We start from the raw sequence: 17179 nt of genomic DNA, 5'->3' as shown, positions 1-17179 counted from the left end.
AAGAACCTCACCACCAGTAGGCGGGATAGCGCGGCGCGCTGGGACGGGCGCACGAGGCGGCCCAGCCCGCGAGCACGACCACGAGGACGGCCCCGGCGAGCAGGGGCACGAAGGTCGTGGGCCGGGGCTGGTGCAGGACGATGACGACGGCGGTCGCGCAGGCAGGCGAGTGCGGAGTGCGTGCCGCGGTCATGACGGCCAGGCCGACACCCGCGGCAAGGGCGGCTGCCCAGGGGGCGCTGCCCAGCGCGGCGAGGATCGCGTACCCCACCCCGGCGCACAGCAGATGGCCCGCGATCACGCTGCGCGGCTGGGCAAGCGGCAGCCGCGGCACGCTGTGCACGATCGCGGCGGACGCCGCCAGCGGGGGTATCAGCACCGGCTCGTGGACGACGGAGCCGACAGCGACCAGCGCCAGGAGCACGGCGGTGACGGCACTGATGTTGTGCAGGGCGGTGCCCGCGGGCGGCGGGGCGGGGGCGCGGCCCGCGAGGCGGGGCAGGATGCGTGGGCGTGTGCGTGTACCCCGGGCAGGGGAGCTCGGCGGGGCAGGCGCGGGCGGCGCCTCGATGATTTCGTCGGTGCTCAAGAGAAGGACGTTCCGGACTTCAGCCGGCGGGGGACCCGGACGGCGGGGTGACAGAGGGCAGGAGTCGCCACACCCGCCCGTGCGGTCGGCAGGGGGCGCGGGCAGCGTCGGCGGCCCGGGGTCGGGGCATCCGCGTACTCACCCAAGATCTTACGAAGCCCTGCCGAGCGGCCTGTGGTCAGGTCCGGTGATCACTGCGCTGACCAGGCCCAATGCGGCGATCGCAAGGCTCGCACCGAACCGTCGCCGACCGCGCGGTCCGTCGTGGGGCACATCGGATCGCGCCGCCGCGTCGACGCGGCGCTTCGAAGATCTCTACGATGCTGATCGTCGTTGTGGGGTGACCGGATGGGTCGGGTCGTGTCGGTTGGGGTGGGCCGTGGTTAATGTTCCGTACACGGGAGGGCCGCAGAACGGAGGGCCAACTCCCTGGACCGCGTTGGACGATCATCTCCTGTACGCGTGTTTCGTCGTCGACGACGTCGCGCAGGACAGGCTCGGCGAACGGTCGCCGGTGCCCTCGATGGCCCGCCTCGCGCCCGGTGAACTGTCCCTGGCGGTGGGGCCCGCCTCTCGTGTCACGTGGCGTGCTCTCGGCGACGGCTCCTACACCTCCAACACGACGCTGGCCGTCGGAGGGCCCGGGTTCGTCATCGGGAGCATGGTCGGTTCGGCGCTCGGCAATGCCGCGCGCCGGAATCGGGCGGCCGCGGATGCCCAGCCCCGCTGGGTGGGCGATGGTCATGGAGAGGTGACGGTCACCAACAGACGGGCCTATTTCGGGCATCCGCAGAGCTGGTTGGATCTCGAATGGGGTGGTCTCGACGCGGTGGACCTCGTCGGGCCCGACATCTTCGAGTGCGCCTTCCGCGACATGTACAACGGTGCGTCACGGTTGATACGACTCCACAGCCTCTGGGCGTCGTTGATATTCGCCCTGGCTGCTCGCGCCGCCTTCCCCGCTCACCCTCGACTCCTGGGCGGACACTGGCTGCCGCCGGACTTCGAGGCCAAGTGCCGGGCATTCGGAAGGACTTGCCCCCAGGTGCGCTGAACCCGGCAGGCGGGTGGCGCGCACGGTGGCTTCCGCCTGCGCGCGGCTGCGTGCGAAGACGACAAGGCGCAGCACCACGAACCGTGCGACGTGCACCCCCGGCCTTGCGAGGCCGAGGGGTGCGTTACCAATGCCGCTCGCCATGGCGGATGAATGACGCCATGGCGAGCGGCATTGCGGTGCCGCTTGCGCCGTCGGTGGTGCCGCGGTGCAGAAGGTGCGGCGAACCTGCAGCGAACGTGCAGGTCAACGGCCCGGCGCCGCGAGTTCGGGTTCGGGGTGCTGCTCGGTCGGGTGGCTGGTCCTGCCCGCGCCGCGCAGCACGATCAGGCAGAAGAGACCCGCCCCGGCCATGACGGTCGCCGCGCCGATCGCGGCGAAGCCCATCCCGTGGGTGAAGGCGTCCCGCGCGGCGGTCAGCACCATGTCCGCTGTTCGGGAGGGGAGGTGCGCGGCCACTGTCGTCGCGCCGCCCAGGGTTTCGCGTACCGCGTCGGAGTGGGGAACGTCCGCAGGCAGGGCGTCGGCCATGTCGCGGCTGTAGACCGCCGCGCCGATGGAGCCGAGGATCGCCATGCCCAGCGCCCCGCCCAGTTCCTGGCCCGATTCGAGGACGGCCGCGGCCGAGCCCGCGCGCTCCGGAGGCGCGGCCCCGAGGGCGAGTTCATTGGCGAGCGTCATGGCGGCGACCAGGCCACCCGCGTAGACGGATGCGGCGGCCAGCGGGACCCAGAGGGCCGTGTCGGTGTGCACCTGAGTCAGCCAGAGGAAGCCGCAGGCGGAGATGAGAAAGTCGCCGCCCATCACATATGCGCGGTCGAAGCGCTGGGCCAGCGCCGCCGCGGTAGGGGCCGTGACGGCCATGCCCACCGCCGGCAGCATGCTCCACAGGGCGGCCTTGAACGGGCTCATGCCCAGGACGGATTGCAGGTACTGGGTGAGGAAGACGGCCATGCCCACCGTGGCGAACATGGCGAGGAGATTGGCGAACAACGGTCCACCGAAGGAGCGCCGGCTCAGCAGGCCCAGGTCGATCATCGGGTGCGCGAGGCGCTTCTGGCGGTGTACGAAGACGAAGCCGAGTACAAGGCCCGAGGTGAGCCCGAGGGCGGGCAGCGGTTCGTAGCCGTGCTGGGCCAGTTCTTTGATGCCGTGGATGACTGGGAGCAGTGCGGCGAGCGACAGCGCCGCGCTCAGCAGGTCGAAGCGGCCCGGCTGCGGCGACTTGAACTCCGGCACCAGGAAAGGGACAAGAGCGAGCAGCAGCGCCATGGCGGGCAGATTGATCAGGAAGACAGAACCCCACCAGAAGTGTTCGAGGAGCAGTCCGCTGACCACTGGGCCGAGCGAGATGCCCGTGGTCATGACGGCCGTCCACAGGGTCACGGCCTTGGCCCGCTGCCTCTTGTCGCGGAAGAGGTTGCGGATCAGGGCGAGCGTCGATGGCATCAGGGCGGCGCCGCCGAGCCCCAGCAATGCCCTTACGGCGATGAGCAGTTCGGCCGAGTGCGCGTACGCGGCGGCCACCGAGGCCGCGCCGAAGACCGCGGCGCCCCCGAGCACCAGTGTGCGCCTGCCGATCCGGTCGCCGAGGGCTCCCATGGTGATGAGTAGTCCGGCGAGGACGAAGCCGTACATGTCGAGGATCCACAGTTGCTGGGTGGCGCTGGGCTCGAGGTCCTGGGTGATGTACGGAATCGCGAAGTAGAGGATCGACACGTCCATCGAGACGAGCAACAGGGGCAGCATGAGGACGCAGAGGGCGGACCATTCCTTGCGGCCCGCGAAGGGGTCGGGTGTGTTCTCCATGCCAGGTACGGAATCGGCTCGGCGTGTACGCCGCAAACAGAGACCTAGTGCACTGCCCTGAGTACCCTTCCTGCCCCGGGGAATGGCGCATCCGGTGCACTAGTACAGTGGACGCATGGCCGCCGATCCGCCCTACCTCCGTATCGCGGGAGACATCCGCCACCGCATCGCCTCCGGCGATCTCGCTCCGGGCGATCGCGTCCCCTCCACCCGGCACATCACCCAGGAGTGGGGCGTCGCCATGGCGACCGCGACGAAGGCGCTCGCCGCACTGAACCAGGAGGGCCTGGTGCGCGCCGTACCCGGTGTCGGCACGGTCGTCGCCGAGCCGCCGGGCCGGGAACCCCGTGCGGCTCCCGGCCAGGGGCTGAACCGCGAGCGCGTCATCCGCACCGCGATCGCCTTCGCCGACGTGGAGGGACTCGCGGCTCTCTCCATGCGCCGCGTGGCCGCCGAACTAGGGACCTCCACCATGGCCCTGTACCGGCATGTGCCGAGCCGGGGCGAACTCGTACGGCTCATGTCGGAGGCGGTGTTCAGCGAGGAACCGTCCGGGCCCCGACCGCGTGGCTGGCGGGCCCAACTGGCCCAGGAGGCACGGTGGTTGTGGGGTCTGTACGAGCGCCATCCCTGGCTCGGGCGGGCCATGGCCGGCCTGACCCGGCCGATGGCATCGCCCCACGCGATGCGGTACACGGAGCGGGTCCTGGCCGTCCTGAGCGGCCTTGGGCTCACGCCGTACCAGATGATCCATGTCCATCTCGCGGTCCTGGGGTACGCCCAGGGCGTCGCGCTGGCCATCGAGCTGGAGTCCCAGGCGCGGCAGGACACCGGCATGACGCCCGAGGAGTGGATGGCGTCCAACGAGCCCCGCATGGAAGCGATCCAGACCGCCACGGCCTATCCGGTCCTGTCCTCGCTCTTCGGCGAGGACGACTTCAGCCTGGAGCTCGGCACACTCTTCGAGTTCGGGCTCGAGCGCTTCCTGGACGGAATCGAGGCCCTCATCGAGGGGCCCCCGCCGGTCAGCCGGAAATCCTGAGCTGTCGCACCGCCGCGGGAGCGGTGTGGGCCGTCATACCCTCGGCCTGCTGCTTCTCCAGTGCCAGGTCGTACAGCGCGGCGATACCCGCGTCGGCGCCGAGGTACTCGGCGGCGCCCAAGAGGGTGAGTGGTTGCCGACCGCCCCGGCCCCGTCAACGCACCAAGCAGGGACGCTTGTTGTCGAACTGCCAGTCGGGGATGAGGTAGCGCATGCCGGTGGCGTCGTCGCGTGCGCCCAACGCCTTCCGCCGGTAGAGGTCGTGGGCCGCCAGGAGGCGGTCCATGTCGAGTTCGATGCCCAGGCCGGGGGCGTCGGGCACGGCTATCTCCCCGTCGGTGATGCGGGGCGGGGCGGTGGTGAGGCGCTCCAGGCCCTCCTGCCAGATCCAGTGGGTGTCCAGGGCGTTGTAGTCGCCCGGGGCCGCGGCTCCGCAGTGGGTGACCATGGCCAGGGAGATGTCGAAGTGGTTGTTGGAGTGGCATCCCCAGGTGAGGCCCATCGCGTTGCACAGCTGCGCCACGCGTACGGAGCCCTGCATGGTCCAGAAGTGCGGGTCCGCGAGGGGGATGGAGACCGACTGCAGGGCCAGGGCGTGGGTCAGCTGCCGCCAGTCGGTGGCGACCATGTTGGTGGCGGTCGGCAGGCCCGTGGCGCGGCGGAACTCGGCGAGGACCTCGCGGCCCGAGTAGCCGCCCTCGGCTCCGCAGGGGTCCTCGGCGTAGGCGAGCGTGCCGGTCAGGGGGGTGCACAGCTCGATCGCCTCGCGCAGGGACCAGGCGCCGTTGGGGTCGAGGGTGATGCGGGCCTGGGGGAAGCGGTCCTTCAGGGCGCGTACGGCCGCGACCTCATCGGCGCCCTTCAGGACGCCGCCCTTGAGCTTGAAGTCCCGGAATCCATAACGGTCGTAGGCGGCTTCGGCCTGCCGGACGATCGCCTCGGGGGTCAGGGCCTCCTCGTGCCGGATGCGGTGCCAGTCGACAGGGGATTCGGGCTCGCGGACGTACTCCAGATCGGTGCGGTCGGGATCGCCCACGTAGAAGAGGTAGCCGAGGACGCGGACGGAGTCGCGCTGCTGCCCGTCGCCGAGCAGCGCCGCGACGGGCACCTCCAGATGCTGGCCGAGGAGGTCGAGCAGCGCGGACTCGACGGCGGTGACTGCGTGGACGGCGGTGCGCAGGTCGAAGGTCTGGGCGCCGCGTCCGCCCGCGTCACGGTCGGCGAAGCGGTCGCCGATCCCGCGCAGGACGCGCTTGTAGTCACCGATGCGGGCGCTGACGACGAGGGGCTCTGCGTCGCGCAGGGTCTGGGTGATCTTCTCGCCGCCCGGTACCTCGCCCAGACCGGTGCGGCCCTCGGAGTCCCGCAGGACCACGATGTTGCGGGTGAAGTATGGGCCGTGCGCGCCGGAGAGGTTGAGCTCCATGCAGTCCCGGCCCGCGACCGGATAGACGCTGAACGCGGTGACGGTCGGCTGCCTGTTCATGATCAAAGACTCCTCGATTGAGAGATGCGGGGGAGCGGTACGGTGCCGGCCGGTGGGTCAGAGGCTGAGGACGTCCAGGGCCCACTCCACCGCGAGCACGCCGCCGAGGCCGAGGATCGCGAGCACCGTCGTATACGTGGTGCGGACCTTGATCGCCTCGATGACCGAGAGGTTGAAGTACTCCTTGAAGAGCCAGAATCCGGGGTCGTTGACGTGCGAGAACGCGATCGACCCGCAGGAGACGGCGAGCACCAGGATCTCCGGGTGGACGCCGCTGTTCGCCAGGAGCGGCAGCACCACTCCCGACGCGGTCACGACGGCGACCGTGGCGGAGCCGAGGGCGATGCGGAGGATCACCGCGATGAGCCAGGCGAGGACGAGAGGTGAGATGGACCAGCCGTCGGTGGTGTCCTTGATGTGGTCGGAGATGCCCCCTTCGACCAGTACGTTCTTGAAGGCGCCGCCCGCCCCGATCACCAGCAGGATCATGGCCATGGCCTGCGCCGCCGACGTACAGGAAGCGCTGACGTCGGACAGGCTGCGGCCGATGCGCGGCCCGAACGCCCAGATCGCCAGGAGAAGGGTCAGCAGCAGCGCGATGGGTGCCGAGCCGATGAAGGTGATGACGTTGAGGAGCGGGCTCTCGCCGGAGGCGGCCATCTCGGTCACCGACGCACCGGCGATCAGTACGACGGGGAAGAGCGCCACGGCCAGGGCCCAGCCCGTGCCGGGCATCTCCTCGTCGGTGAACTCGCGCTCGCTGACCAGGCCCTTGGGGATGGAGGGGTTCATCGCCCTGACGAACGGAAGCCGCGGCCAGGCCAGCGCGATCAGCGCGCCGGCGGGTATCGCGATGAACAGGCCGTAGACCAGCGTCAGTCCGACGGAGGCGTGGAACGTGGCGGCCACGGCGGTGGGGCCGGGGTGCGGCGGCAGGAAGCTGTGCATCGTGGAGAGCGTGATGGACATCGGCAGGCCGATCCACAGCAGCTTCGCCCCGGTGACGCGTACCAGGGTGAACGCGATGGGCACGATGATGATGAAGGCGACCTCGTAGAACATGGTGACGCCGATGAGCATGGACGTGACCACCATGGCCACTTGGACCCACCGCGGCCCGAAGGCGTCCAGCATCTTGTTGGCGATGCGCTGTGCGGCACCGGAGTCCCCCATCACGCGGCCGACCATGGCTCCGAGCCCGATGACGAGCATCGTGTCGCCGATCTGACCGCCGATGCCCTCGGAGAGGACGTCGGGGATCGTGGCCACGGGTATGCCCTGCACCAGCGCGACGGCGACCGCCACGAACAGGAGCGCGGCGAAACCGTTCAGTTTCAGCCGGGTCATGAGGAACAACAGGATCAGGACGCTGACCCCGACTACGACGAGCGGCATTTCAGTTCCCCTTTGAACTGTTCCGAACTGTGGATCAAGTCGCCGGCAGGCTCCGCCGGTCGTCCCGCACCGCCGCGACCAGATCCAGTCCGGCGTCGAGCACCTTCTCCAGCTCGGCGATGTCGTCCGGGCCGGGATCGGTGAGGGGCGCGCGCACCGGGCCGACCGGCAGACCGCGCAGCCGGGCGGCGGCTTTGACCAGCGAGACGGCGTAGCCCGGCGCCCGGTCCCGCAGTTCGACCAGCGGGACGTAGAACTCCCGCAGCAGCCGGTCCACCGCCATGTCGTCCCGTTCCCGCAGCGCGGTGAGGAAGGCCTTGGCGATCTCGGGGGCGAAGGCGTGCACGGCCGAGGAATAGGCGGGGACGCCGACGGTGGCGTACGCACGGGCCTGGATCTCAGCGGTGGCGGCGCCGTTGAAGAAGAGGAAGCCGTCGGGGGCGGCAAGGGTGAGGCGCTGCAGCCGGTCGAGGTCGCTGTGCCCGTCCTTGAGACCGATGACGGTGGGGATCTCGGCGATCCGGCGCAGGGTGTCGGCGCTGAAGGTGACCTGGCCGCGCTGGTAGGCGATGAGAGGCAGCCGGGTGCCGGCGGCGATGCGGCGCAGCTGTTCCACCAGGCCGTCCTGTGACGCATCGACCAGGTAGTGGGGCATCACCAACAGGGCATCCGCGCCTTCCTCTTCCGCGATCCGGGCGAACCGCAGCGACTGGGCCCAGCCGTATCCGGTGCCCGCCACCACTGGCAGCCGGCCGTCGGCGACCTCGACCGTGACCCTGATGACCGAGCGGTACTCCTCCTCGTCGAGCGAGAAGAACTCGCCGGTCCCGCAGGCGGGGAACACGACGCCCGGCTCCGCCGCCAACTGGGCCGTCAGATAGGCCCGGTAGGCCTCCGCGTCGAGGCTGCCGTCACTCCGCATGCTGGTGAGAGGGAAGGACAGCACGCCGCGGGCCATGCCCTCCCGCAGCCGCTGGGCCACGTCTTGGGGTCTCGTACTGAGCTCGTTCACGAATCTCATCTCTATATGCAGATGGCGTCCATGTATGAGAATGGAGGCTAGAGTCGTGAACGACCGGGGTCAATGGGCAGGCGTCACCGATCTACGATGGGCAGATGGCGGAGAGCGGAACGGACCGCGGGGTGGATCGCGGTGCCGGGCGTGGTGGGGGTGCCGGGGTTCGCGGGGTGAAGTCGGCGCTGCGCACCGTCGCGCTCCTGGAACTGCTCGCGGAACGCGCCGAGAGGCCGGCCCGTCTGGACGAGCTCGCGGAGGAGTTGGACGTACCGCGCAGCAGCATGTACCAACTGCTGCGCACGCTCGTCGACTGCGGCTGGGTGCGCACGGACACCACCGGATCCCTCTACGGCATCGGCATCCGCACGCTGCTCACCGGCACGAGCTACCTCGACAGTGACGTGCGGGTGCGCGCCATCCGCCCGTACCTGGACGAGGCCTCGGACGCCCTGGGCGAGACGATCCATCTGGCGCGCCTGGACGGCCCGAACGTCGTCTATCTGGCGACGCGGGAGTCGCACGAGTACCTGCGCACCATCAGCCGGGTCGGCCGCCGCGTCCCCGCCCACGCCGGTGCCCTCGGCAAGGCGCTGCTCGCCGAGCGCCCGGACGGTGAACTCCCGCTCGCCGACGGCCCGTTGACCGCTTTCACGCCGGGCACGCACACCGACCGCGCCGCACTCCTCGCCGACCTGGGGCGGGTGCGTGAACGCGGCTACGCCATCGACCGCGAGGAAACGGTGTCGGGCATCGCGGGCTTCGGCTTCGCCCTGCGGTACGACGTGCCGGCCGTCGATGCCATCAGCTGCTCCGTGCCCGTGGCCCGGCTCACCGAAGAGCACCAGAGTCGTGTCGTGTCCGTCATGCGGGAGATCCAGACGAAGGTCGAAAGCCTGCCGTCGTCCGCATCGGGTGGTCCCGACTGGCGTGGGGTCCCGCTTGATAGGTAAGTCGTGACTTGCCTATGGTGGGCTCATGACGGAGGATGTTTTCAAGGCGCTGGCCGACCCCACCCGTCGGCGCATCCTTGACGAGCTGGTGGAGCGGGACGGCCAGACCCTGTTCGAGATATGTGCGCGGCTTCTCACCAAGCACGGTCTGGGGCTGTCCCGGCAGGCGATCAGCCAGCATCTGGCCGTCCTGGAATCCGCGGACCTGGTCCGTTCCCGGCGGCAGGGTCGCTACAAGTTCCACGACCTGAACACCGAACCTCTTGAGGTCATCGTGACCCGATGGCTCAAGCCCGACACATCGGAGAACACCCCATGAGGATCCACCTGACCAGTGTCTTCGTCGACGACCAGGAGAAGGCCCTGCGCTTCTACACCGACGTACTGGGCTTCGTGAAGAAGCACGACGTCCCGGTGGGCGGCGAGGACCGATGGCTGACCGTGGTCTCCCCGGAGGAGCCAGGAGGGACCGAACTGCTCCTTGAGCCCTCCGGGCACCCCGCGGTGAAGCCGTACAAGACGGCGCTGGTCGAGGACGGCATTCCGGCCACGTCCTTCGCCGTGGACGACGTGGCGGCAGAGTTCGACCGGCTGCGCGGGCTCGGGGTGCGGTTCACCCAGGAGCCGCTGGAGATGGGTCCGGTCACCACGGCGGTCCTCGACGACACCTGCGGCAACCTGATCCAGATCATGCAGAGCCAGTCCTGATCCAGATCATGCCGAGCCAGTAAGTCGGTGGCGGGCCACCAATAAGTCGGTGGTGGCCCGGCTCCGCACGGGCCACCATGGCCCGCATGAGTGACGAACCCGAACGATGGAGCCAGGCGACCACCTACCCCGACATGTGGTCGGACCCGGACGACGACCCCCGCAACAGCGACGTGGTCAGCCCGGACGGTGAGCTCGCCACGCTGCAGGACTTCCTGGTGAACTATCGCCTGACCCTGCGGATGAAGTGCGAGGGCCTGGACGCGGAGCAGCTGGCCCGCCGGTCGGTTCCGCCGTCCACGATGTCGCTGCTCGGTCTGGTGCGGCACCTCGCCGAGGTGGAGCGGGACTGGCGCAACTGGATCCGCGAGGGCGACCCCCTGCCCAAGCTGTACGGCGAGCGGGACGCGGACTTCGACGGAGCCGTCGGCGAGCAAGCGCTGGTCGATGCCGCATACGCCGACCTGGAGCGCGAACAGGCCGCGACGGACGCCGAGTTGGCCGAGCACCCGGACCTGGGGGAGCGTCTGGGGAAGGACGGGTTCGCCGTCCGGGAACTGATGGTGCACAGGATCGAGGAGTATGCCCGTCACTGCGGGCAGGCCGACCTGTTGCGCGAGTGCGTCGACGGCAGGGTGGGCCAGTAACGAGGGGCGGGGAGACAGGGGGCGGGCGGTGACGTCACGGCCATGGACTTCCGGCGCGCGGATGGCCTCCGAGAGCGCCACGGCGGGGGTCCGGCAGGTGTCGCCGCCGTGGCCGCGGGCGCCCAGGACTACCCCCGAGGAAGAGGCCCTGACGTGACCACCCCTTACGCCCGGCCGATCAGCCGGGTCGTACGCCTGCCCCGCCGCCACGGCTGAGGCGGCGTCCGGCTGGGGCGCATCCGGCTCGGGCGCGTCCGGCTCAGGCTTCGGCCGGGTGGCGGCGCGGCTCGCGGCGCATCGACCACAAGGTCGGTCCGCCGCCCGGGAGTTGCACCTCTCCGAGCACCGAGAAGCCGAAGTGCTCGTAGACGGGGAGGTTGGCGGGTTTGGAGGATTCCAGGTAGGTGGGCAGACCGTCCGCGTCCGCCTTGGCGAGGCCCGAGCGCAGGAGAGCGGCTCCGTGGCCCTGTCCCTGGGCGGCCGGGTCCGCGCCGACCACGGCGAGGTACCAGTGCGGCTCCTGGGGCCCGTGCTCGGCGGCAGCCGCCACGGCCTGCTGGAACAGCGGGGCCCGGTCGCCCAGGATCGCCACGAGTTCCTCGATGGTCTCCGCGTCGGGAACGGCCTTGTCCTGCGCGCCCGGCGGCACCCAGTAGGCGGCTGCCGCGGAGGTGTGTTCGCAGACGCCGTGGTGGACGTACTGCCGGGTGAAGAGCGTGGTGAAGTAGCGGCCGAGCCCCACGGCGCGCGTGGCCTCGTCGGGGAAGAACCAGCGCATCATCGGGTCGTCGTCGAAGGCACGGGCCAGGGCGCGCCCGATCGGCGCAGCGTCTTCGATTGTTGCCGTCTTCGGAGTGTTCGATATCGACATACGAGTCATTCTGCACCGGATGATCTTCGCCGGGCAGGCCGGGGTGCCGATCGCACGCGAGGGCCGATGAGGCGTGCCGGAAGGTGCTCGGCACGCGGGGCGGGCGCCGAGATAATGAACTCGCCCCCGGACCGGCGCTGTCCCTATCCTCGGCGGAGCGAGATCGCGCAGTCTCGTAGGTTGCGGAGCCGTGGCAGAGCGGCCCAATGCGATCGGCGTGAGGGAAGCCCCTCTCACGTCGACTGACGGGAGCCGGGCGGGCCTTGCCCTTCCCTGTCCGCGGGTTCGAATCCCGCCGGCTCCGCAGCCGACCAGCAGGAGCCGACCAACACGAGAGCTGTACGTCCAGGAGGTGCGCCGAAGCTACCGACTCGCCCCTGGGTGTCCCTCCCGCGCCGCCCGCATCAGCCGACTGGAGTCCGCATGAGCACCCCTGCCCCCTCCGCTCCGGTGTTCGTCGGACCGGAACAGACCGCGGCCGTCGGGCGAGGTCCGATCAGCGTCCTGTGGTCGCTCGGCGACCGCACGAGGGACCTGGACTCCGACGTCGTCCGGCTGGCGCCGGGGGCGAGTGTCGGCGAGCACGTGGAGGAGGAGTTCGGTGTCCTGCTCACCGTCCTGAACGGCACCGGTGAACTCCGCACCCCCGATATGGCCTGGCACCTCGCGCCGGGCGCCCTCGCCTGGCTGCCCGCGGGGATCACCCGCTGCGTGGACGCGGGGGAGGAGGGGATCGTCTACACGACCGCCCACCGCCGCCGCCCGCTCCTCGGCACAGGTCCCGCCGGTGGTTCGGAGGCGGGTGAGCCGGTCTGCCTGCTCGACCGTGTCTGCCCCGAGTGCGGCCGACTCGCGGCCGAACACGACGCCCGCTACTGCGCCCGCTGCGGGACGCCGTTGGCCGACTGACGGATCCATCCGCATGCCGGGGGGCGGCGAAATCGACGCGTACTACAGGAGTTCTCTCACGATGTCAGAATCGAAGGCGGGTCATCCCGGTGCTCAGGACGTCCTGTCCGGCGACCACCGCTCCGCGCACCTCCTCGCCGAGAACGTGCACTGCGCGCTCGGGGACCGTCTCGTCCTGCGCGATGTCTCGCTGAAGGTGTCCCGGGGCGAGCGGGTGGGCCTGATCGGCGAGAACGGCCGGGGCAAGTCGACGCTGCTGCGCGCCCTCGCCGGTGAACTGCCGCTGCAGCGCGGGCAGGTCGTACGCGCGGTCGCGGGGCAGGTGGGGTTCCTGCCGCAGCAGCCCGGCTTCCCGGCCGGTGCGACCATCGCGACCGTGCTCGCGCGGGCGACCGCCGAGTTCGGTGACATGGCCGAACGGATGCGCGCCGCTGAGGAGTTGATGTCTTCCGGCTACGGCGATGGCGGGTACGACGATGCCGGCTACGACGATGCCGGTTGCGATGATTCAGGCAAGGGTGATTCAGGCAAGGGCGATTTCGGCAGGGGTGATTCGGGCAGGGGCGATCTGCGCGACGTACTCAGTGAGTACGGCCGCCTCCAGGATGAGTTCGCCCGGCGCGGCGGCTGGGAGCTCGACGCCCGTGTCGGCGAGGTCCTCGACGTCTTCGGCCTGGGCGGCCTGGACCGGCTTCGGCCCACCGAGACGCTGTCCGGCGGCGAGCGATCGCGCCTCGCGCTCGCCGGGCTGGTCCTCACCGAACCCGCCGGGCTGCTGCTCGACGAGCCGACGAACCACCTCGACGACCGTGCGGTGGACTGGCTCGTCCAGTGGCTGGCCCAGTACCAGGGGCCGTGCCTCATCGCGTCGCACGACCGGCTGCTGCTCGACACCGCCGTCACCGCCATCGTCGACCTGGACGGCTCCCGCGGCTCCACCGTGCGCTACGGCGGCGGCTACCGCGACTACCTCGACGAACGCGCCGCCGACCAAGCCCGGTGGTGGCAGGAGTACCGCGACTGGCGCCAGGAACTGGCGGAGACCAAACGGCGGCTCGACAGGGCCGGGAGGTCAGGCCGCACCTTCGGCGGGATGCGGGACAGCGACAAGCTGTCGTACAACCTCGCCGGAGGCGGCGCCCAGGCCGCTGCCGCCCGCGCCACCCGCGCCGCCCGCCAGCACCTGGGGCGGCTGCTGGACGAGGAGGTGCAACGCCCGCCCGAGCCGCTGGCCTTCAGGCCGCTGGAGAGCGAGGGCGCTGAGCTGTCCGACGGGGTGCTGCTCCGGGCCGAGGGTCTGGTCGTCGGCGACGTGGTGCGTGGCGTGGACCTGGAACTCGCTCCGGGCTCGCTGCATGTGATCACCGGAGCGAACGGCGCGGGCAAGTCCACGCTCCTGTCCGTCCTGGCCGGTCTTCGGGCACCCGACGCGGGAGCGGTCGTGGCCGAGCCGGGCCTGCGGATCGGCTACTTGCCGCAGGAGAGCCACTTCTCCCAGGAGCAGCGCGGCGTACTGGAGGCGTTCGCCGCCCACCGCGCTGCCTACGTCGATGACGCCGCGAGGGAACTGACTCGGTTCGGCCTGTTCGGAACCGCGGAGTTCGAGGTCCCGGTGAATCGGCTGTCCGTGGGGCAGCTGCGGCGGCTCGAACTCGCGCTGCTGTTCTCCAGACGTCCGCACCTGCTGCTGCTCGACGAGCCGAGCAACCACCTCAGCCTGGGCCTGGTCGAGCAACTGCAGGAAGCGGTGGAGCAGTTCACAGGGCCGGTCGTGATGGTGACCCACGACCGGGTCCTGCGCGAACGCCATCAGGACAGCCTCCTGGAGCTGGCCGAAGGGCGGTTGGCCCAGCGGGCCTGAGGTCCAGGCTTATCCGTCCACGTCTCCGTACGTCGTGCCGACCTTCAGCCCGTCGATCCAGTTGATGACGCGCTTGTCCTTGACCTCGGAGCCGTAGGACCCGAAGCGCGTGTCGTTGCCCAGGTCGTCCCAGGTGCGGCCGGAGAACTCGGCGACCTTCGTGCCGTTGTAGAACGCCGCCACCCAGCCGGCGGAGGCGTCGGACGACGTGTGGATGCCGAGGACGATGCGCTTGTACGTACTGGTGGTGACGGGCGTCGACCACTTCAGGGTCCACTTCTCGCCGACCTCGATGTGGAACAGCTTGAGGACGCCACCCTCGACCTTCATCAACACCGGGTAGTTCTGCTGGTGTTGGTCGTTGGTGCCGTACGACTTCCACTGGAAGATCGTGCCCGCGTCCGGCGTGTTGGTGGAGGTGTCCCAGCCGATCCAGTACGTCGAGTTGTTCTTGAAGGTGTAGCGCGAGCCGCCGACGCTGATCCCGTGGGCCTCGCAACGCTCAAGGCCGAGCGGCTTGTTGAACTTGAAGACCTGGCCGCGGCCGTCGCCGTTGTCCTGTGCGGTGACGCTGCCGGGGGCTTCGCACAGCGTCGAGGAGAAGACTCCGGTCCCTCCGGAGGCGTCCCCGTCCCAGATGACGGAGGCGTCGGCGGGAGACGCGGTGAGCAGGACCAGTGAGGAGGCGGCGGCCGTGAGTGTGCCGGTTCGCTTGCGCATGAGGGGCTCCTTGCGAGTGGGGGGAGGGGCTCGCGTGGCTGTGTTCATCCGTGCGACGAGCGGAGAGTAAGCGGTTTCTAGCATGGTCGTGCTTGAACACTCAAGAGAGAAGGGTCAGTTGAGCATCGCTTCGCAGAAAACGTTATCTGTCGCGAGCCGGTCTGGTCGGAGGTGGTGACGTCACGCCGTCCTGCCTCTAACATCCGATGTACCCGTCCCCATGACTCCCTCTCGGTACTCAGGGCCTCCGTATCGGCTCTTAACATCGGATGAATCGGCAGGGGCAGTTGTAGAGGAGAATCGTGATGCGCAAGGTGATCGGCGTCATGCTCGCGCTCCTGCTCGCCGTCGGCGCGGCAGTGGCAAGTCCTCCCGCGGCGGTCGCCACGCAGGCGGACCGGACCGGCGGCCCCCGCACCCAAGGCATACCCGGCGAGATCGAACCCGCCGACGACAAGGACCTCGCGGTCTGGCAGGAGCTCCAGTTCGGGATGTTCATCCACTGGGGCCTGTTCTCCGAACTGGGAGGTGTGTGGAAGGGCAAGCCGGTCACCAAGGGCTACAGCGAACAGATCCAGATGTGGGCCGACATCTCCGAGGAGGAGTACCTCGAAGTGGCCCAGCGGTTCCGGCCCGACAAGTTCGACCCGGCGGAGATCTGCTCCCTCGCGAAGCGGGCGGGGATGCGCTACGTGGTCATCACCAGCAAGCACCACGACGGCTTCTCCATGTTCGACACCGACACCACCGACTACGACGTAGTCGACGCGACCCCCTACGGCAAGGACCCGCTGAAGGCACTCGCGGACGAATGCCGCGGCCAGGGGCTGAAGTTCGGCTTCTACTTCTCGCTCGTCGACTGGCACCAGGGCCACGACTTCGACGGCAACAACAACAATCCGATCCCCGCGTCGATGGAACCCGTCATCGAAGGGCAGCTCCGTGAGCTGATGACCCGGTACGGGGAGATCGCCGAGGTGTGGTTCGACATGTCGTCGCCCACTGCCGCCCAGAGCCGGAAATTCGCCGGGATCGTCCGCGAACTCCAGCCGAAGGCGGCGATCAACAGCCGGGTGTGGAACAACCAGGGCGACTTCCGCACCCTGGGCGACAACGAGATTCCCGCGGACACCCTCGACGGTGCCTGGCAGACACCCGCCTCGATCTACCACGAGACCTGGGGCTACCGCAGTTGGCAGAAGCGTGAGGATCTGCCGGGAAAGATCAGGGACTTGGTCGGCGGCCTGACCGGCGTACGCGCCCGCGGCGGCAACTACCTGCTCAACATCGGCCCGCGCGGCGACGGTTCGGTCGTCGATTTCGAGGCCGACGTCCTGCGCGGCATGGGCGACTGGCTGGACCGCCACCCCGACGCCGTGCTCGGCGCCTCCGCCACCCGCTTCGGCGGGCAGCCGTGGGGCGAGGTCACGGTCAACGACCGCGACCTGTTCCTGCACGTGAGCCAGTGGCCCGACTCCGATGAACTGCGGCTGCCGGGCCTCGCCACTTCCGTACGAGATGTCCGCGAGGACGGGGCGACGGACCGGCTCACGTGGCACCGGGACGGGGGCGACCTCGTGGTGACGCTGCCCGACCGGCCGCGTGACGAGGTGCTGCCCGTCGTGAAGGTCGAACTCGGCGGCGAGCTGAGGATCATCCCCAAGAACACGGTCGCCCTCGGCAAGGACAAGGCCGCCGTCCTGGACGGCGCCGACCTCGAGCACGGCTACAGCTATGCCGACGACGGCAGTTACTCCAGCACTCACCGGACCACGGTGCGGCACACCGCCCACGTCACGGCCGACCGTGCCGAGCGGCTGTCGGTGGCGGTACGCGGCGAGGCCCGCCCCGAGGCGCTCTACCGGGTTCAGGTCGGCAAGCACTCCCGGCTGGTGAAGGGCGCGGACCTGACCCGACGTGCGGTCGGCCCCTTCTCCGTACGGGGCGGACAGGTGACCCCCGTGACCCTCACCCTCGCGGAGCCGGCACACGCGGGAGAGGAACTCGGCCTGAGCCTCGACTCGTTGCTGGTCGCGCCCACCGGCAGCCTCGTGTCCCGGCCCCAGGCGCTGCACCGCGCAATTCCCCCTGTCCGTACCGGCTGACAGCACCACAGGACC

The 17179-nt window shown here is 69.8% G+C and carries 17 protein-coding genes and 1 tRNA gene; 10 read left to right on the top strand and 8 right to left on the bottom strand.

Features of this window, described 5'->3' with window-relative positions; all coding sequences use genetic code 11:
• Positions 1 to 7: 7 nt before the first annotated feature.
• Positions 8 to 589 carry an HPP family protein gene (locus tag AC5P1C_RS21665; RefSeq protein ID WP_493867540.1) on the bottom strand — a complete coding sequence of 194 codons (582 nt, stop codon included), beginning with the start codon at positions 587 to 589 and terminating at the stop codon, positions 8 to 10.
• 439 nt (positions 590 to 1028) lie between these two features.
• On the opposite strand from AC5P1C_RS21665, the gene AC5P1C_RS21660 reads away from it, so the two are divergent.
• Positions 1029 to 1643: a hypothetical protein gene (locus AC5P1C_RS21660; RefSeq protein WP_493867539.1), complete on the top strand. Its 615-nt coding sequence runs from the start codon at positions 1029 to 1031 to the stop codon at positions 1641 to 1643.
• Positions 1644 to 1889: 246 nt separating this feature from the next.
• Here AC5P1C_RS21660 and AC5P1C_RS21655 read toward each other — a convergent pair whose 3' ends face one another.
• Positions 1890 to 3452 carry an MFS transporter gene (locus AC5P1C_RS21655; protein ID WP_493867538.1) on the bottom strand — a complete coding sequence of 521 codons (1563 nt, stop codon included), beginning with the start codon at positions 3450 to 3452 and terminating at the stop codon, positions 1890 to 1892.
• A 115-nt stretch (positions 3453 to 3567) separates the two neighbouring features.
• Here AC5P1C_RS21655 and AC5P1C_RS21650 point away from each other — a divergent pair, with 115 nt between their 5' ends.
• Positions 3568 to 4494: a TetR/AcrR family transcriptional regulator gene (locus AC5P1C_RS21650; protein ID WP_493867537.1), complete on the top strand. Its 927-nt coding sequence runs from the start codon at positions 3568 to 3570 to the stop codon at positions 4492 to 4494.
• Here the strand turns inward: AC5P1C_RS21650 and AC5P1C_RS21645 are convergent.
• Genes AC5P1C_RS21645 through AC5P1C_RS21630 form a run of 4 tightly spaced genes read right to left on the bottom strand, consistent with a single transcriptional unit; the run spans position 4478 to position 8387 of the window.
• Positions 4478 to 4615: a hypothetical protein gene (locus tag AC5P1C_RS21645; RefSeq protein ID WP_493867536.1), complete on the bottom strand. Its 138-nt coding sequence runs from the start codon at positions 4613 to 4615 to the stop codon at positions 4478 to 4480. The genes AC5P1C_RS21650 and AC5P1C_RS21645 overlap by 17 nt on opposite strands.
• A 33-nt stretch (positions 4616 to 4648) precedes the next feature.
• The gene (locus tag AC5P1C_RS21640; RefSeq protein WP_493867535.1) at positions 4649 to 5980 is read right to left on the bottom strand and encodes an enolase C-terminal domain-like protein; all 1332 of its coding nucleotides are present in this window, start codon (positions 5978 to 5980) and stop codon (positions 4649 to 4651) included.
• Positions 5981 to 6037: 57 nt separating this feature from the next.
• The gene (locus tag AC5P1C_RS21635) at positions 6038 to 7375 is read right to left on the bottom strand and encodes a gluconate:H+ symporter (protein WP_493867534.1); all 1338 of its coding nucleotides are present in this window, start codon (positions 7373 to 7375) and stop codon (positions 6038 to 6040) included.
• A gap of 34 nt (positions 7376 to 7409) precedes the next feature.
• Positions 7410 to 8387 (bottom strand): 5-dehydro-4-deoxyglucarate dehydratase, encoded by a 978-nt coding sequence (locus AC5P1C_RS21630; RefSeq protein WP_493867533.1) that lies wholly within the window; start codon positions 8385 to 8387, stop codon positions 7410 to 7412.
• Between the two features lie 104 nt (positions 8388 to 8491).
• On the opposite strand from AC5P1C_RS21630, the gene AC5P1C_RS21625 reads away from it, so the two are divergent.
• The 4 genes from AC5P1C_RS21625 to AC5P1C_RS21610 all read left to right on the top strand — a co-directional run bounded on the left by AC5P1C_RS21625 (position 8492) and on the right by AC5P1C_RS21610 (position 10698).
• The gene (locus AC5P1C_RS21625) at positions 8492 to 9343 is read left to right on the top strand and encodes an IclR family transcriptional regulator (RefSeq protein ID WP_493867532.1); all 852 of its coding nucleotides are present in this window, start codon (positions 8492 to 8494) and stop codon (positions 9341 to 9343) included.
• A gap of 25 nt (positions 9344 to 9368) precedes the next feature.
• Complete coding sequence (locus AC5P1C_RS21620) at positions 9369 to 9662, top strand: ArsR/SmtB family transcription factor (RefSeq protein ID WP_493867531.1); 294 nt, start codon at positions 9369 to 9371, stop codon at positions 9660 to 9662.
• Complete coding sequence (locus AC5P1C_RS21615) at positions 9659 to 10051, top strand: VOC family protein (RefSeq protein ID WP_493867530.1); 393 nt, start codon at positions 9659 to 9661, stop codon at positions 10049 to 10051. The genes AC5P1C_RS21620 and AC5P1C_RS21615 overlap by 4 nt, the downstream gene beginning before the upstream one ends.
• A 77-nt stretch (positions 10052 to 10128) precedes the next feature.
• Entirely contained in the window at positions 10129 to 10698 is a 570-nt protein-coding gene (locus AC5P1C_RS21610) for a DinB family protein (RefSeq protein ID WP_493867529.1), read from the top strand.
• 259 nt (positions 10699 to 10957) lie between these two features.
• On the opposite strand, the gene AC5P1C_RS21605 is transcribed toward AC5P1C_RS21610, so the two are convergent.
• Positions 10958 to 11578 carry a GNAT family N-acetyltransferase gene (locus AC5P1C_RS21605; RefSeq protein ID WP_493867528.1) on the bottom strand — a complete coding sequence of 207 codons (621 nt, stop codon included), beginning with the start codon at positions 11576 to 11578 and terminating at the stop codon, positions 10958 to 10960.
• Between the two features lie 175 nt (positions 11579 to 11753).
• On the opposite strand from AC5P1C_RS21605, the gene AC5P1C_RS21600 reads away from it, so the two are divergent.
• The 3 genes from AC5P1C_RS21600 to AC5P1C_RS21590 all read left to right on the top strand — a co-directional run bounded on the left by AC5P1C_RS21600 (position 11754) and on the right by AC5P1C_RS21590 (position 14339).
• Positions 11754 to 11873 (top strand) — tRNA-Glu (locus AC5P1C_RS21600).
• A gap of 119 nt (positions 11874 to 11992) precedes the next feature.
• Positions 11993 to 12478, top strand: a complete 486-nt coding sequence (locus AC5P1C_RS21595; protein ID WP_493867527.1) for a hypothetical protein — start codon at positions 11993 to 11995, stop codon at positions 12476 to 12478.
• Positions 12479 to 12539: 61 nt separating this feature from the next.
• Positions 12540 to 14339, top strand: coding sequence for an ABC-F family ATP-binding cassette domain-containing protein (locus AC5P1C_RS21590; RefSeq protein WP_493867526.1), 1800 nt, complete (start codon positions 12540 to 12542; stop codon positions 14337 to 14339).
• Between the two features lie 9 nt (positions 14340 to 14348).
• Here AC5P1C_RS21590 and AC5P1C_RS21585 read toward each other — a convergent pair whose 3' ends face one another.
• Positions 14349 to 15059, bottom strand: a complete 711-nt coding sequence (locus tag AC5P1C_RS21585; RefSeq protein ID WP_493867525.1) for a polysaccharide lyase family protein — start codon at positions 15057 to 15059, stop codon at positions 14349 to 14351.
• A 305-nt stretch (positions 15060 to 15364) separates the two neighbouring features.
• On the opposite strand from AC5P1C_RS21585, the gene AC5P1C_RS21580 reads away from it, so the two are divergent.
• Positions 15365 to 17164, top strand: a complete 1800-nt coding sequence (locus tag AC5P1C_RS21580) for an alpha-L-fucosidase (protein WP_493867524.1) — start codon at positions 15365 to 15367, stop codon at positions 17162 to 17164.
• The last annotated feature ends 15 nt before the right edge of the window (positions 17165 to 17179 follow it).

It is taken from the genome of Streptomyces sp. A18, from assembly GCF_059026065.1.
This window is presented reverse-complemented; position numbering and strand designations above follow the sequence as displayed.

Coding starts and splice junctions, on each gene's coding strand:
- AC5P1C_RS21635 (WP_493867534.1), bottom strand. CDS start 7,375: ATGCCGCTCGTCGTAGTCGGGGTCAGCGTCCTGATCCTGTTGTTCCTC.
- AC5P1C_RS21640 (WP_493867535.1), bottom strand. CDS start 5,980: ATGAACAGGCAGCCGACCGTCACCGCGTTCAGCGTCTATCCGGTCGCG.
- AC5P1C_RS21650 (WP_493867537.1), top strand. CDS start 3,568: ATGGCCGCCGATCCGCCCTACCTCCGTATCGCGGGAGACATCCGCCAC.
- AC5P1C_RS21605 (WP_493867528.1), bottom strand. CDS start 11,578: ATGACTCGTATGTCGATATCGAACACTCCGAAGACGGCAACAATCGAA.
- AC5P1C_RS21620 (WP_493867531.1), top strand. CDS start 9,369: ATGACGGAGGATGTTTTCAAGGCGCTGGCCGACCCCACCCGTCGGCGC.
- AC5P1C_RS21595 (WP_493867527.1), top strand. CDS start 11,993: ATGAGCACCCCTGCCCCCTCCGCTCCGGTGTTCGTCGGACCGGAACAG.
- AC5P1C_RS21585 (WP_493867525.1), bottom strand. CDS start 15,059: ATGCGCAAGCGAACCGGCACACTCACGGCCGCCGCCTCCTCACTGGTC.
- AC5P1C_RS21610 (WP_493867529.1), top strand. CDS start 10,129: ATGGCCCGCATGAGTGACGAACCCGAACGATGGAGCCAGGCGACCACC.
- AC5P1C_RS21590 (WP_493867526.1), top strand. CDS start 12,540: ATGTCAGAATCGAAGGCGGGTCATCCCGGTGCTCAGGACGTCCTGTCC.
- AC5P1C_RS21615 (WP_493867530.1), top strand. CDS start 9,659: ATGAGGATCCACCTGACCAGTGTCTTCGTCGACGACCAGGAGAAGGCC.
- AC5P1C_RS21655 (WP_493867538.1), bottom strand. CDS start 3,452: ATGGAGAACACACCCGACCCCTTCGCGGGCCGCAAGGAATGGTCCGCC.
- AC5P1C_RS21580 (WP_493867524.1), top strand. CDS start 15,365: ATGCGCAAGGTGATCGGCGTCATGCTCGCGCTCCTGCTCGCCGTCGGC.
- AC5P1C_RS21625 (WP_493867532.1), top strand. CDS start 8,492: ATGGCGGAGAGCGGAACGGACCGCGGGGTGGATCGCGGTGCCGGGCGT.